At 71.9% G+C, this 13,668-nt stretch carries 11 protein-coding genes; 1 reads left to right on the top strand and 10 read right to left on the bottom strand.

Annotation, left to right across the window (positions count from 1 at the left end):
- Positions 1–11: 11 nt before the first annotated feature.
- From EES41_RS30340 to EES41_RS30295, 10 genes are all read right to left on the bottom strand, one after another.
- On the bottom strand, positions 12–1,970 hold the full coding sequence (locus EES41_RS30340; RefSeq protein WP_123081171.1) for a putative baseplate assembly protein: 1,959 nt from the start codon (positions 1,968–1,970) through the stop codon (positions 12–14).
- Entirely contained in the window at positions 1,970–2,413 is a 444-nt protein-coding gene (locus EES41_RS30335; protein ID WP_123081170.1) for a GPW/gp25 family protein, read from the bottom strand. Before EES41_RS30335 ends, EES41_RS30340 begins: the two co-directional genes overlap by 1 nt.
- Positions 2,413–4,311 (bottom strand): VgrG-related protein, encoded by a 1,899-nt coding sequence (locus EES41_RS30330; protein WP_123081169.1) that lies wholly within the window; start codon positions 4,309–4,311, stop codon positions 2,413–2,415. The genes EES41_RS30335 and EES41_RS30330 overlap by 1 nt, the downstream gene beginning before the upstream one ends.
- Positions 4,311–5,033: a peptidase M23 gene (locus EES41_RS30325; protein ID WP_123081168.1), complete on the bottom strand. Its 723-nt coding sequence runs from the start codon at positions 5,031–5,033 to the stop codon at positions 4,311–4,313. Before EES41_RS30325 ends, EES41_RS30330 begins: the two co-directional genes overlap by 1 nt.
- Before the next feature lie 3 nt (positions 5,034–5,036).
- Positions 5,037–5,474, bottom strand: a complete 438-nt coding sequence (locus EES41_RS30320; RefSeq protein WP_123081167.1) for a phage tail protein — start codon at positions 5,472–5,474, stop codon at positions 5,037–5,039.
- 155 nt (positions 5,475–5,629) lie between these two features.
- The gene (locus EES41_RS41635; RefSeq protein WP_164495974.1) at positions 5,630–6,007 is read right to left on the bottom strand and encodes a hypothetical protein; all 378 of its coding nucleotides are present in this window, start codon (positions 6,005–6,007) and stop codon (positions 5,630–5,632) included.
- A gap of 2,987 nt (positions 6,008–8,994) precedes the next feature.
- Complete coding sequence (locus EES41_RS41630) at positions 8,995–9,153, bottom strand: DUF6760 family protein (protein ID WP_164495973.1); 159 nt, start codon at positions 9,151–9,153, stop codon at positions 8,995–8,997.
- Positions 9,150–9,632: a hypothetical protein gene (locus EES41_RS30305; RefSeq protein WP_123081164.1), complete on the bottom strand. Its 483-nt coding sequence runs from the start codon at positions 9,630–9,632 to the stop codon at positions 9,150–9,152. The genes EES41_RS41630 and EES41_RS30305 overlap by 4 nt, the downstream gene beginning before the upstream one ends.
- Positions 9,632–10,072 (bottom strand): phage tail protein, encoded by a 441-nt coding sequence (locus EES41_RS30300; RefSeq protein WP_123081163.1) that lies wholly within the window; start codon positions 10,070–10,072, stop codon positions 9,632–9,634. The genes EES41_RS30305 and EES41_RS30300 overlap by 1 nt, the downstream gene beginning before the upstream one ends.
- 81 nt (positions 10,073–10,153) lie before the next feature.
- Positions 10,154–11,782, bottom strand: coding sequence for a phage tail sheath subtilisin-like domain-containing protein (locus EES41_RS30295; protein ID WP_123081162.1), 1,629 nt, complete (start codon positions 11,780–11,782; stop codon positions 10,154–10,156).
- A gap of 345 nt (positions 11,783–12,127) precedes the next feature.
- Between EES41_RS30295 and EES41_RS30290 the strand changes: the two genes are divergently transcribed.
- Positions 12,128–13,663: a hypothetical protein gene (locus tag EES41_RS30290; RefSeq protein WP_123081161.1), complete on the top strand. Its 1,536-nt coding sequence runs from the start codon at positions 12,128–12,130 to the stop codon at positions 13,661–13,663.
- Positions 13,664–13,668 lie beyond the last annotated feature (5 nt).

The raw sequence follows: 13,668 nt of genomic DNA, 5'->3' as shown, positions 1-13,668 counted from the left end.
CCCGCCGGCGTTCACGACGCGTCTCCTATCACCCGGACGCGGTGGTCGAACGAGAAGGCGAGCGCGGAGGGTTCGAGGTCGATCCTCTCCGTGGGGTCGCCGCGCCGGCCGCTGAGCGGGTCGGCGGGGTGCAGCAGCACCTCGTCCACCAGCTCGACGCCGGGCACCCGCTGCAGCACCGCGAACACCTCGCCTGCCTGCACCGGGCGGCCGAAGGGCCAGCCCGTGCCGTACGCTCCCCCGGTCAGCGGGTCGAGATGGCGGTACAGGGCGTCGTGCGCCTGTCGCCTGACCCGGTCGGTGTCGGTGCCTCGGAAGGCGTGCACCGTCGCGACGACCGTCACCCCCTGGTAGAACGGCGGACCGACCGCCAGCCGGGTCCCGATCAGGCGCCGCTCGTCCAGATAGGCGGTGATGCGCCCCAACATGGCGTCTCCGGGGACGAGTTGTTCGAAGCGCAGCCGGCCGCCCGGGTCGGACACGGCCTGCGGGACGACCAGTACCCGTACGGCGTGTGCGCCGTGCTCGTCCGGCTCGGCAGCGAGACAGGTGATGCGTGCGGTCTCGGGTGCCGCGCGGCGCGCGAGTTCCTCGTAGTCCCGCAAGGTCACGGCGCGGTCCTGCGCCCTGAGCGCGATGGGCGCCCTGACCTTCGCCTCCTCGACGGTCTCACCGTCGACCCCGCCCCGCGCGGCCTCCCGGTTGACGACGTCGGAGACGTACGGGATGGAGTCGCGCAGCACCTGGATCGCGCCCCTGGCGACATTGCCCGCCCTTCCGCCGCCCGTGCGGTAGCGGCGGGCCCGGACAGGCGCACCCTTGGGAGGTACGGCCCCGTACTGGCGCAGGGTGCCGTCCGGTTCGCGTACGGACGGGCCGAAGGCGATCTCACCGGTGGTCGCGTCCAGGGTGACGTGCCGGTCGCCGGCTCCCGAGGCGGCGAAATTGCCGACGGCTTCCCACCTGACCCAGCCGTCACGCTCGGCGACCTCAAGGAGCAGCGGCTGCGCGTCACCGATGACGGGGCTGTTGGCCAGCCGCAGCCGCTGGCCCGGCAGGCCGGTGGCCTCCCCCAGTGCCTCGTCACGGACCGTCTCGGCGTGCACGACGCCGGTGCTGCCGCCGATGCTGAACGCCTCGGCGGAGCGGATGGTGGGCGAGGTGGTGTAGAACGGCTGGCCCTGCTCCGGATCGGTGACCCGGCAGCGCAACCAGCCCGCCTCGCGCCGCCCGGTGCGGGAGAGCGCGTGGCCGCCGGGGACGTGCAGCACCACCTCGCCGGGGCGGTTGAGCCCGCCGGTGGTGTCCCGGTCGACGTCGCAGCGGGCCCAGCCGTCGGGGGTCCACGCCTCCCAGACCAGCGGCGGCTGCCTGGGGTCGACACCCACACCGTCGACCTGGCTGTCGAGTTCCAGGACGACCACGCACTGGGGAACGGCGGCGCTGAGCCCGAACAGCATTCGGTCGCCGGGGCGCGGAGCCTCCGAGAAGCAGTGCACGTCCTTCGCCCCCGCGAGGTCCGAGGTGCGATCGACCGCCTCCTGATCGGCCCGCTGGACCACGAGGTACGACAGCTCGCAGGGCTCCACGGTGAGTTCGCGCTCGGTCGCGAACACCACCGCGTCCTCGGTCTGGGTGCGGACCGTGGCGACCTCGGTACCCGTCGCCAGCACGACGGGCTGCTTCTGCGGCGCCGACAGCCAGAACGTGACGTCGGCGCGCGCGGCGGACGGGGGGAGGAGCGTGATCCCGATGAGGTCCAGGAACGCGAGGTGATTCTTCTCCGGAACCCGGTTGAGCCGGTACACGATCTGGTCCGCCATGTGGGCGACCGTCTCGACGAGGGTCACGCCCGGGTCGGAGACGTTGTGGTCGGTCCACTCGGGAGCGCGCTGCTGGATGTAGCGCTTGGCGTCGTCGACGAACTGCTGGAAGCGCCGGTCGTCGAGGTTCGGGGAGGGCAGGGCCATCAGCGGTCGCTTCCAAGGTGCTCGTCGGGCGCGGCGGACCCATCGGGTCCGTCGTGGGAGGGGATCACGTAGAACGGGAAGACCAGGCTGCGCGGGTTGTTGGTGCCGGTGATCGAGTAGCGGACGTCGATGAAGAGCACGCCTTCGTCCGCGCCGGCCGTCACCGCGACGTCGTCCACCTCGATGCGCGGTTCCCAGCGGTCCAGGCAGCTGTGCACCTCGTGCTGGATGCGGCCCGCGGTGGCCTCGTTGACCGGGGCGAAGACCATGTCGTGGATGGCGCAGCCGAACTCGGGGCGCATCGGCCGTTCTCCGGGCGCGGTGGACAGGACCAGCCTGATGGCCTCCTCGACCTCGCGTTCCCCACTGACCAGGGCGATTCCGCCGGTGGGGCCGATGCGCAGCGGGAACGCCCATCCGGAGCCGACGAACTGCTCTGCCATCAGCCCGCCCCCATGGTCAGCACCTTGTTGTTGTTGGAGGTGAGGAGGCCGCTGGACTTGATCGTGACGGCTTGCAGGCCGATGTTGATGGCGGCGGTCATCTGCAGGGAGACCCCGGCGGTCAAGGTCATGGCCGCCGTGCTCGTCATGGTGAGCGCCCCGCCGGCGGTCACGGACGCGACGCCGCCCGCCTGTACGGACAGGACGGACGCCGCGTTGATGTTCATCGGCCCGCCGCTGCGGATCGTCAGGGAGCCCACCGCGTTCAGCGAGAGGTTGCCTCCCGCGTTGACGGCCACCCCGGCGGATCCCCTGATGGAGACGGCGCCCTTGCTGTCCACGACGATCTCGGTCTTCGTGCGGTCCAGGTTGATGGTGAGCCGGTCGTCTCCGGTGGACAGCCGCACCCCGCGCTTGAGACCGACACTCTGGTCGAGCAGGTCGATGCGGTTGTTGCTGCGGTCGGACAGGGTGCGCCGGGTGACCTTGCCGCGCGTCGGGTCGTAGACCGGCACGTCGACGGGGTCCGGCTTGTCGACGCCGTTGTAGAGGCCGCCGATGACGTACGGGTGGTCCAGAGCGCCGCGGTCGAAGGCCACCAGCACCTCGTCGTCGACGTCCGGGGAGATCATGCTGCCGCCCTTGGCCCCGCCGAGCTGCACGGTCCGGGTCCAGTCGCTGACGTACATGTCGTCCAGCCAGGGGAACGTCAGCTTGACCCTGCCCTGCCGCAGCGGGTCCTTGATATCGGTGACCAGGGCATTGGCAACGCTGGGCAGCCTGGCCGGGCCCGCCCCTCCGCCTCCGGAGGTGAGCCCGTAGAGCGAACGCCACTGGCGGCCGCTGACGTTCAGGAACGTCTGGTAGTGCTCCTGGTCGCCGAAGGTGTGACGGGCGGCCGTGATCGTGTACTTGCCCTGGAACGGCTTGCCGACGCCCTTGAGGGTGACGGCGACGCCCGGCCGCAGTTCCGTGTTGCCGCGCGCCGTGACCTCCACTTCGGCGAAGGACGAGGTCACGTCCTCCGCCAGGGCGTCGGCGGCGTGCTTGACCTCGTCCAGCTTGTCGTAGGGCGTTGCGGTGTCGACGAGTTCGGCCTTGCCGAACCTCCTGGACGCCTCGGACGGCTTCGTACCGATGACGAAGCCCGGATTGTCCAGGGCGGGCGTCTTGTGGACGAGGGACTGCTTGGTGGTGACGTTCCAGCCACGCGCCTCTACGGCGGTCACCTGGTCCGCGGAGGTGACCGCCGCACGGCAGCGCAGGATCTCCTCGCCGCCCTTCAGGAGGAGCGGGCTCCGCGAGCTCGGCATGCTCTCCGGTGGAGCCGTCATCGCCCTCTGCCGCTTGACGAACTGGAACCTCCCCTTCGAGTTGATGGACATCACCATCTCGTTCTCGTCCGCGAGTCGTTGGACGAAGTCCCAGTCGGTGACATTGGCCTGGCTGATGAACGCGTACTGGCCCTTGGTCCGTTGGGTCCTTCCCAGCGGAATGCCGCTCTCCCGCGCCAGTTCGACGGCGATCTCGGTGGCGGTCTTGTTCTTGTACGCCGCCACCCTGCGCTGCCGCAGCATGCGGTGACCCTTGTCGTAGCCCCGGATGACGGTGAAGGTGCCGAGGCGGTCATAGTCGGTCTCCAGCGCGGTGACCTCTCCCGTGATCAGCGGTGTGCCCTTGCCGTCGGAGAAGGGCGCGATGACCACGGGAACACCGATCTCGACGTTCAGCTTGGCGAGGATGTCCTTCGCGTCGTCACGGAAGGTGAGCTGGAAGGCGCCGGGAACGCCCGCGCCGAAATCGACCCGGCCGGCCACCAGGTCCTTGTTCTGCGGGGACTTGAGCTTGGTTCCGGCGATCTGCACCGTGAGGATGTTGGAGAAGCCGATGCCGGACATCAGGCGCCGACCTCTTCCGCTGCGGGCAGCATCAGTTCGACGCCGGGCGTCAGCGTCTTCGGGTCGTCGATGTCGTTGGCCTCGGCGATCGTGCGCCACACGGTGGCGTCCCCGTACTCGCGCCACGCGAGGAGCGGCAGCGAGTCGCCGGCCACGACCCGGTGCACGCGGCGGGTGGTGAGCGCGCCGGAGGTGGGGTTCTGGCCGAGCGTGCTGCTCGGGATCTCGTGCAGGCTCACCTGGCAGACGGCCCGGATCGGCATCCCGTTGGTGTTGAAGAGGGTGTACTGGGCCTCCACGGAGCTGACGTACGCGTTGAAGCGGGCGGTGGAGAAGGCACCCCACTCGAAGACCACCCACGGGGTCGACGGCTGGTTCGCCGCGATGCTGGCTGTGGTCGTCTCACAGCAGGAGAACAGGGCTTCGACCTTCTTGCGCACGTCGTTGCTGTCCGGGTCGTCCGAGCGGTCGAGGAAGATCTCCACCGCCATCTCGCGGGGTTCGGGCCCCATGAACTCAGGGACCGCGCCGTCCCGCACGGCGGCGGTGGGCGTGGTCTTCCACTGGGCCCTGCGGGTGAGTGACAGCTGGGACGGGTTGAAGTCGAAGTGGAACGTCTTCATGAGCGCGCCGGGGCTGGTGCTGCTGCCGATCGGCGGCTGATGGATGGCGAGCGTCGCCCGCACCAGGCTGTCGCCTATGCCGAAGCTGGAGAGGTCCATCGGCTACGCCTCCCCCGCGTCCGTGAATCCGTGGTGGGCGATCTCCAAGACCTCGGTGGCCACGGCGGGGTTCGCCGGATCGAAGGAAGGACCGCGCCAGCTCACCGGGAGTACGTCGATCAACCCCCACTGGGCGACCGTCGAACCGTCGGCGCGCAGCGCGGCGATCTGTCCGGTGGGGCGGGTCACCCCCGTGGTCACCGAGGAGATCCACTCCGCCACCCTCGCGGTCTCCTCGGTGAGAGGCCGGGTCAGCGTGATGTTGGAGAAGGTGACACGGGAAGGCAGTTGCCAGACGAATCCGTTGTTGCCGCCCTCCTGCCGCTGCTCGATCTCGACCTGGGAGGCGAGCCCTTCGCAACCGTTGAAGTAGCCCAGGCTCTCACCGTCGATGGTGAGGTTGAAGAAGATGGTTGAGCCTGCGTCGAGTTCCTGGGGCATCGGGTGGGGCCTTCCTGCGGTTCCACGTGGGGCTGGGGCGATGGGGCGATGGGGCATAGGGCGTGGGGCACGGGTGTCAGGGCTCACGGCCTTCGGGGCTCACGCGCTGACGCGCTCACATGGCAGCTCGTGCGGCTCGGGCTCGTGTGCGGGGGTCAGTGGCGTGGATCGCGCAGCTTGCCGATCCGCTCGCGGTCGAGCCGTAGCTCGGTACGCAGCAGCCGCGTCATCGGCTCGATCAGCCGGTGGGCCAGCTCGGCCACCTGGTCCTCCTTCAGATCACGCGGTGTGAAATGGCTCGTCGCGGAGGGCGCGGGCCGGCCCGAGGAGCCCCCGCCGTCGCTACTCCGCCGCCGCTCGCCGGACGGGGCGCGGTGCGGGACGGACACCCGCGCGGGGGCGGACGCCGGTGTGCGGACCGACGCCGGTATCGCGACCGGGGGAAGGGTGGGCAGCGCGGCCGGGGTGGCGGGCGCGGCCCGCTGCACCGGGAGCGCGGCTGCCGGAGCGGACCGGACCGGCGCGAGGGACACGACGGGGCTCCGGACCGGCCGGGCCACCGACGCGGTCGCAGCAGCGGGAGCGTCCCGCACCGGCATGCGGGCGGTCCCGCCGGGGACGGGCGCCGCCGATGCCGCTACGGACGCGGTCGCGGCCGCGGCCGCGGCGCGCTGAACGACCGGGAATCCTGCGGGTGCGCCGTAGGGCCGGGATCCCTCGTAGCCGGCAGGTCGCACGGGCGCGGGCGCCGTGGCGGGAGCGGCCGGGGAACGAGCGGCTGTCCGCGGCAGCGAACGGGCGGCGGCAGGCCGGGCGGCGGACGGCGGTACCAGGGCAGGCGGAACGGCACGCTGTACGGCAGGCCGACGAGGAGCGCCGGCAGCGGCAGGTGCGGTCCGAACGCGGTGCAGACGCACGGCGGCCGGAGTGCCCTTCGCGATGGGTGCGGGAACCGGCGACGGCGAGGACGGTGGTACAGCACTGCGGACGCCCGGGAGCGCGGCCGCCCCGGGAGCGGCGGGCCGCCGCACGACGGCTGCCGGAGCAGGAGTCGCGGAGCGCCGCCCCACCGGCGGCGGCGTGAACCCGGCGGCCGTGACCGGCCGTGAGGAACCCAGCAGCGGAGCGACCGGTGTCAGCCCCCGCCCCGCGGCAGACGCCAGGGGTGTGGCAGACGCGGCGGACACGGCGGACTGCCGCGTCACGGATGGCCCGGCACTCGCCACCGGGGCCGGGTGCTGGACCGGGGCCGGGGCGAGGGACGACCGCTGCACGGGCGGCGCGCCACCCGAACGACGCGATCCGGACGCGTTGTTCACCGCGGGGCGCACGGGCGCTCCCGCCGCGGAACCGGATGGCGAACCGGGAGCGGGACGGACGCCGGGCGCGGACACGGCCACGGGCGCGGGCACCGGCCGTGGGCCGCCCGGCAGCGGTACGGTCGAGGCAGGCCGCCGCACCGGTACGGAGGGCGCCGCCGTTTGCCGCTGCACCGGAAGCACAGTGGCGGACCGAGCGACTTCGGATCCGCCCGCCATGGGCGGCGAGGGGCGCGTCGCCGGGGTTGCCTTGTCGGCGGGGTTCCCGCCGGAGACGCCGGACGGCCGAACGGGAGCGCCGGGCACCGGCGCGCCATGACGAACCACCGGATCGCTGGACGCCGGACCGGAAGCCGGCGGACCGGAAGTGCGCACCACGGGCGGACGCGTAGGTAAGGCAGGGTCGTTCGCAAGAGAGCCAGTGGGCGTTGTGCCCGCAGGACCGGCCACGCCACTGGGGCGGCTCGGCGTCGGAGTACCAGCACGGCCGGATGGCCCCGGGGCAGCGAGCCGCTGCACCGGCGCCGGCCCGCCGGCCCGCTCCGCGGGCGCACGCGTCGGAGCGACGGGTGGTCCGGCGACCGTGCCGGATCCCGATCCCCCGCCGCTCGCCCCCACACCGGAGCCGGAAGGTCTGGAGGGCTCGGAGGACTTGGGGAAGGTGGTCGACTCGGAGGAACCGTCGCGCCCGGCGGAATCAAACCGCTGGACGGGCGACGCCGGTGCGGTGGCGGGCGTCACGGGGCCCGCCACCGGACGGACGGTCGGCGGCACCGGGGAACGTTGCACGAAAGGTGTGCGGCCGGGAGCCGGGGCGCTCGTATGCCGACGCGCCGCCGGTGCGGCCGGTGCCGCCGGTGCCGCCGGTGCGGGCGGTGCGGGCAGTGCCGCCGGTGCGGGCGAGGGCGGGATCGCCGTCTGACCGCCGACGGGTCCACTCGACGGAGCGCCCAGCCTCGGCCGGGCGGCCGGGCGGGATACGGGCGCAGGCATCGCGGGTGTACTGGTTCCGGACGACAGGCCTGACCCGGACGTTCCTGCCGCCGAGCGCACCACAGCTGCCGGCCCGGTCCCTGCTGTCCTCTGTACGGGCCGCGTTCCGCCGTTCGCGACGCTGCCGGACGCAGGCACCTGGTCCGCCGAAGCCACGGGCCAGGCCGGTCCTGGCGGGGACGGCGCCACGACGGGGCCGTCGATGCCACGACGCCGGTGCACCGGTGCAGCGGGCGCCGGCGGAGCGGCCGGCGGATCCACAGGTCCTGACAGCGGGGGCCCGAGCAGCGGGCGCCGAGGCGGCGTGACGGCAGCCCGCCCGGTCGTCGGCCCGGGAACACTCGCCGCACTTCGCCGTACGGGGGGCGAGGAGGTGCGAGCCGGCGGGGTCCGGTCGGCCGGGGGCGCTGCCGCGGGCGGGCCCGCCGGACCCGACCGCAGGGAGCCGTCCTGGCTTCCCTCGGAACGCTGGACGCGTACCGGGGCAGCCGCGGATACGGAGGAGGGAGGGAGGGGACGGAGGGGAGAGCCGGGAGCGGGCCTCGGCGAGTCGGCACCGGAAGGCGAGGACGAGGACGCCTGCGCCGGAAGGGGCGCGAGCGCAGCCGTCCGCGCCGCTCCCCCAGCGCCTGGCGGGGCGGCCGTCACGCTGCCCGGTGCCACTGCGGGAAGCACCCTGCCGTGTCCCGTGCGCGGGGCGGAGGCTCGCGTCAGCGCCGAGGGCGCAGGCCGCGGCGGCCGGGGCCGTACGGGAGCGACCCGCGGGCCCCGGGCGCGCTGCACGAAGGGCACCGGCCCGGGCGCGTCACCGGCGTCGACGACAGCGGGCGCCGGGAAGAGCGTTGCATTGGCGGGGCCGCCCGCCCCGGGTCCTCGGGCGAACGACAGCGTGTCCTTGATGAGACCGGTCGGGGCTCCGTCCAGCACGGCGTGCGAGAGCGTCCCGGAGAAGGAGTGGTTCTGCCAGGTGGTCAGGGAGCTGCCGAAATCCGCGGACGCGACCGTCTGCCTCGCCGACGCCGGCATGACGCGCCGGATCGGTGGCAGAGCGGCCCAGCCACGTCCCCCTCTGGAAGCACCGGCATCGTTGCCGGCAATGGCCACGCCGTCTGCGGACGCCTCGGGGGTGGGGCCCGGCGCCGTGCCGTTCCCGCCCGCGCCGCGCTCCCGGCCCCGGCCCCGGCCCTTGAGTCGGTCGAAGATACCCATCACTGCTCCGTCGCGGCGCGCGTCACCAACGTGGCGATCTGCTCGGCATATCGCCGCCGCTCACGGTGTTCGAGGTCCAGGATGTCGTCCAGACTCCAGTGGAAGTGGTAGGCGATGTACGCGATCTCGTCATGGATCCGGTCGGTCGCGTACGTCACGATTCCCCCAGGCGGCTCCCGCCGAGCTCGACCTCGAACGGCTGCTCGCAGTGCGGGCAGGAGACACCGGCCCTGGTATGGCCCTCGGCGTTGACCTGCCGGTAGAAGTCCTGCAGAAAGGCGAGGTCGGAGGCGAACATGTTCTCCACCACACCGTCGTGCATGTGTGCCACGGTGCCCAACTGGGTGATGACCCGTCCGAGCAGCACCACGGAGAGATACGCGGGGTTCTGCTGCACCCGCACGTCCTGCAGCGGGATCAGCTCGTCCCGGGCGGTCGCCAGTCGCATCACGCCCTCGCGATGCACGGTGCCCATGTCGTCCACGTACCCGCGTGGCAGCTCGAACGCGAACTCGGTCCGCAACTGCTGTCGTGCGGCCGGTACTTCCGCCGGCCCGACGGGCGGGACCGCCACGTCCGCGAAGGCGGAGGTGGCGGCAGCGGCGTCGGTGGCGGGCCTGACAGGTCCGCGGCGCATTACTCGGTGACCAGCTCTTCGTAGACGATCGTGACGGTCTCGGTCATCACGGCGGCCTCGCCCGCCGTCGCCGCCGCGCCCATCACCTTGCTGCACCAGGCGTTGCGCAGATGCTGACGCCTGACCGGGTTGTACTGGGAGTCCATGTAGATGATGCTCGCGTTCTTGCGTGCCGACCCCATGTCGCCGCGCAGGGAGGCGTTGATCCACTCGGTGAAGGCGGTGGACTGCTCCATACCGCGCGTGACGGTGGTCTCACCGGCCTTCTTCACGCCGGGCATCTTCTTGGTGATGGGCTGCCCGTTCGCCGAGACCTGCTGGTACTCGATGACGTCCTGCTCCATCCCGATCTCGCCCACGCCGTGCAGGTACTCGACCATGACGCCGTCGATCTGGAGGCCGAAGTTGTTGGTGGTGAGGGAATCACCCTGAGCGGCCATGAAGGAAGCCTTTCCATCTGCTGATACTGGGACCTGTGGCTGCCCCGCGCTGTCGAGCGAGGGTCGGAGGCGGCCGGACCGCTACTCCTCCAACTCCCCGCTGCCTCCGGAGAACTGCGCCAGCCGGAAGATCACGAACTCGGCGGGCTTGACCGGCGAGACACCGATCTGGCAGATGACCCGCCCGAGGTCCACCGACTCCGTCGGGTTGGTCTCGGCATCGCACTTCACGTAGTAGGCGTCCTCCGGCGTGGCGCCGAACAGCGCGCCGCTGCGCCACTCCGTGACCAGGAACGCGGAGATGTTCCGCCTGATCCGGGCCCACAGCGCCTGGTCGTTGGGCTCGAACACCACCCACTGGGTGCCGTTGAGGATCGACTCCTCCAGGTAGTTGAAGTACCTGCGGACGTTGAGGTAGCGCCAAGCCGGGTCGGAGGAGAGGGTGCGCGCGCCCCAGACGCGGATGCCGCGGCCGGGGAAGGTGCGGATGCAGTTGATGCCGACCGGGTTGAGCAGGTCCTGCTCGCCCCGGGTGATCTGCAACTCCAGGTCGACTGCGCCGCGCACGACCTCGTTGGCGGGAGCCTTGTGCACGCCGCGCTCGAAGTCGTTGCGGGCCCAGATGCCGGCGATGTGGCCGCTCGGCGGGATCAACCGGGTCTGACCGCCGGCCGGGTCGAAGACCTTGATCCACGGGTAGTAGAGCGCGGCGTACTTGGAGTCGTAGTTGGACGTCTCCTGGCGCCACACCCGGATCTGCCGGGCGTTGAGGCCGGGCGGCGGGTCGATGATCGCGAGCCGGTCACCCATCAGTTCGCAGTGGGCGATCAGACCGAGCTGGACGGCCTTCACGGCCTCCAGGTCGATCGCGCCGCGCTGGTAGGCGGCCATCAGGTCGGGGACGGCGACCATGGAGATCTCGTCTACGGCTTCGAGGCCGCCGAAGCCGGTGCGGTCCGCGGAGTCGCCCAGGTACTCGGCGATGCCGACCGGCGCGCCCTGCGCCGCGTCCGGGACCGCGGGGGCCCGCCCGGCGGCGACGGGCGCTTCGAGCGCGACGGTCTGGTTGTCGGGGCGGGCGAGCTGTGCGGCCGCGGCCCCCTCCTGCACGGAGATCAGCTTGGAGTGTTCCTTGACCTGGGTGACCACGTAGTTGCGGGCACTCTTCTTCGCCGAGACGTCGAAGGTCTCGACGGGGGTCGAGCCGTCCTTGACGACCAGCCGGAACCGCTCGGTGGGGCCCTCGCCCTCCGCGTCCGCGACCTCGACGCTGAGCGTGCCGTTCTCGCCGGGCGCGACGGCCGACACCTTGAACGTCCCCAGTGCCTGCGCCGGCCCGGGCGTGAGAGCGGCGGGCGCCGACGCACCGCCTGCGGCGACCGCGCGGCCGCGCCCGCCGCCGATCGGTTCGGTGCCTTCGCCGGGTGCGCCCGCCACTCCGTCGCGTTCCCCGCCCACCCGTACCACGTAGGCCGCGGAGCCACCGTTGTTGAAGAAGCCGTACACCGCGTGCGCCAGGAAGTATCCGTCGGTGAACTCGCCGAAGGAGGCGACGTACTGCGTCCAGTTGGTGACCAGCGTCGGCTCGTTCAGCGGACCGTCCGGCGCCAGCCCGACGAACGCGGCCACCGAGGTGCCGACCCCCTCGATCGGACGAGAGCCACTGGCCACCTCTTCCACGTATACGCCCGGCGACAGGTAAGACGGCATGCTCTGCTCTCCTCGGGGTACCAGGACAAGACCTGACTCACCCTCGCGCCCCGCACCCGACCGGGGATACGTCCTCCGGTGCCTTGTCGGGGGCAGTGACCATGTCCCCAGGGGCAACGGGAGGATGCCCGCGAGGCCGAGCCTTGGCGAGGTGCCCGCGGCGGGGACGTACCGGGGGCGGCGCCGGGCGGAGCGCCGTGGAACGCGGCCGCGGGCTCGGTCCCGCGTCCCTCGACGGCAGGCGCGCGCAGGCGTGTTCGAGGGCAGCGGGCGTTACCTTTCGGGCAGCGGCGCTACCCGGCGGCCCCTGATGCCGGCCCTGCCGTGGGCAGTAGCGTCCATCGGGTGACGACCTGGACATCCCTGGAGCCCGCCTCGACCACGGTCGACCCGGGCAGCAGCACCACCGTACGACTGCGTCTGCGCAACACCGGCGACGTCGTCGACGAGTACCGCTTCGAGGCGGTCGGCGACATCGCCCCGTACGTCTCGGTGGAACCGCCGACGATCAGGCTCTTTCCGGGCACCACCGGCACCGTGGAGCTGACGGTCGCCCCACCCCGCAGCCCGGACGCGACCGCGGGCCCGCACCCGTACGGTGTGCGCATCCTGCCCACCGAACACCCCGGGGCGGCCACGGTCGCCGAGGGGAACGTCACCTTCACCACGTTCATGGAGGTGCGGGCCGAGCTGGTCCCGCAGACCGTCAAGGGACGCTTCCGGGGCCGGCCCAAGCTGGCCGTCGACAACCTCGGCAACACCGTGCTCACGGCGTCGATCGGTGGCGGCGACAAGACCAGCGACGACCTCTCGTACGAGATCCTCCCGTCCAGCGTTCAGATCGAACCCGGCCGTGCCGCCTTCGTCGACGCGACGCTGAAGCCCCGGCAGATCACCTGGGTGGGGCAGAAGCAGCAGCGGCCGTACGAGCTGTCGGTGCGGCGCTCGGGCTTCGACCCCCTGGTGGTGAACGGCACATACGTGCAGCGCACACTGCTGCCGGTCTGGATGATGACCGCGCTGAGCCTTTTGCTCGCTGTCACCGTCACCGGAGTCATACTCTGGCTCACCTACAAGGCGCCGGTCCGCACTCTCGCGCAGGAGAAGCTGCAGCAGGCGGCGGCCACCGCGCTGCCGGAGCAGCCGACCGGCAAGCCGACGCCGGCGGTCTCGCCCACGGCGCAGCCCGAGGGACCGCCCGAGGGACCGGACGCCGGCGGTGGAGGGGGCGAGGAGAAGCCCCCGGAGGAGGCCAACCCCGCGCGGGGTCCGCTGCCCATCACCTCGCAGGACAAGCCGAACCTCTTCGTGCAGTTCGCACAGGTACGGCTGGTCGAGGGGGCGGCCGGCTGCAAGCTGACCGCCCCTTACACCGTGGGCAAGCTGGACGCGGCGACCCAGCAGGCGCTGACGTGCTTCCAGCAGTCCAACGACTCGAAGTACGGCCAGTTCAGCCAGATGACGAAGACCGACGGGCCCGGGAACCTGGGCCGCACCACGATGACCGCGCTCCTGGCAGCGCACTTCGTCGCCGGCAAGGACGTGCCGCTGAACCAGAACCAGGCCAGCCCGGAGGTGCCCTGGGTACGGAACATCCTGCTCTGGGGCACGCAGGGCGAGTTCGACGACGGCGACCTGGCCACGACGGTCACGTACACGAAGGCCAACATCGACTACCTGCGCAAGCACGTACAGCTCCAGGAGAAGCCGACCGGGGCCGACACGGACCGGATCAAGGAGTACCAGGCCCAGTTCGGGGCCGAGCAGACCGGGGTCCTCGACGAGCCGACTCTCACGAAGGCGAAACTGGGCTGGGTCCACGAGCAGGCCGCGCCGGGCACGGTGACAGCCAAGGACTGGCTCCCGGGACCGATGAAGTAGCCGCG

This window comes from Streptomyces sp. ADI95-16 (assembly GCF_003721495.1).
Classification (GTDB): domain Bacteria; phylum Actinomycetota; class Actinomycetes; order Streptomycetales; family Streptomycetaceae; genus Streptomyces; species Streptomyces goshikiensis.
This window is presented reverse-complemented; position numbering and strand designations above follow the sequence as displayed.

What these genes read in the sequence shown, in the direction of transcription:
- EES41_RS30340 (WP_123081171.1), bottom strand. Translation starts at nt 1,970, where the DNA reads ATGGCCCTGCCCTCCCCGAACCTCGACGACCGGCGCTTCCAGCAGTTC.
- EES41_RS30335 (WP_123081170.1), bottom strand. Translation starts at nt 2,413, where the DNA reads ATGGCAGAGCAGTTCGTCGGCTCCGGATGGGCGTTCCCGCTGCGCATC.
- EES41_RS30330 (WP_123081169.1), bottom strand. Translation starts at nt 4,311, where the DNA reads ATGTCCGGCATCGGCTTCTCCAACATCCTCACGGTGCAGATCGCCGGA.
- EES41_RS30325 (WP_123081168.1), bottom strand. Translation starts at nt 5,033, where the DNA reads ATGGACCTCTCCAGCTTCGGCATAGGCGACAGCCTGGTGCGGGCGACG.
- EES41_RS30320 (WP_123081167.1), bottom strand. Translation starts at nt 5,474, where the DNA reads ATGCCCCAGGAACTCGACGCAGGCTCAACCATCTTCTTCAACCTCACC.
- EES41_RS30305 (WP_123081164.1), bottom strand. Translation starts at nt 9,632, where the DNA reads ATGCGCCGCGGACCTGTCAGGCCCGCCACCGACGCCGCTGCCGCCACC.
- EES41_RS30300 (WP_123081163.1), bottom strand. Translation starts at nt 10,072, where the DNA reads ATGGCCGCTCAGGGTGATTCCCTCACCACCAACAACTTCGGCCTCCAG.
- EES41_RS30295 (WP_123081162.1), bottom strand. Translation starts at nt 11,782, where the DNA reads ATGCCGTCTTACCTGTCGCCGGGCGTATACGTGGAAGAGGTGGCCAGT.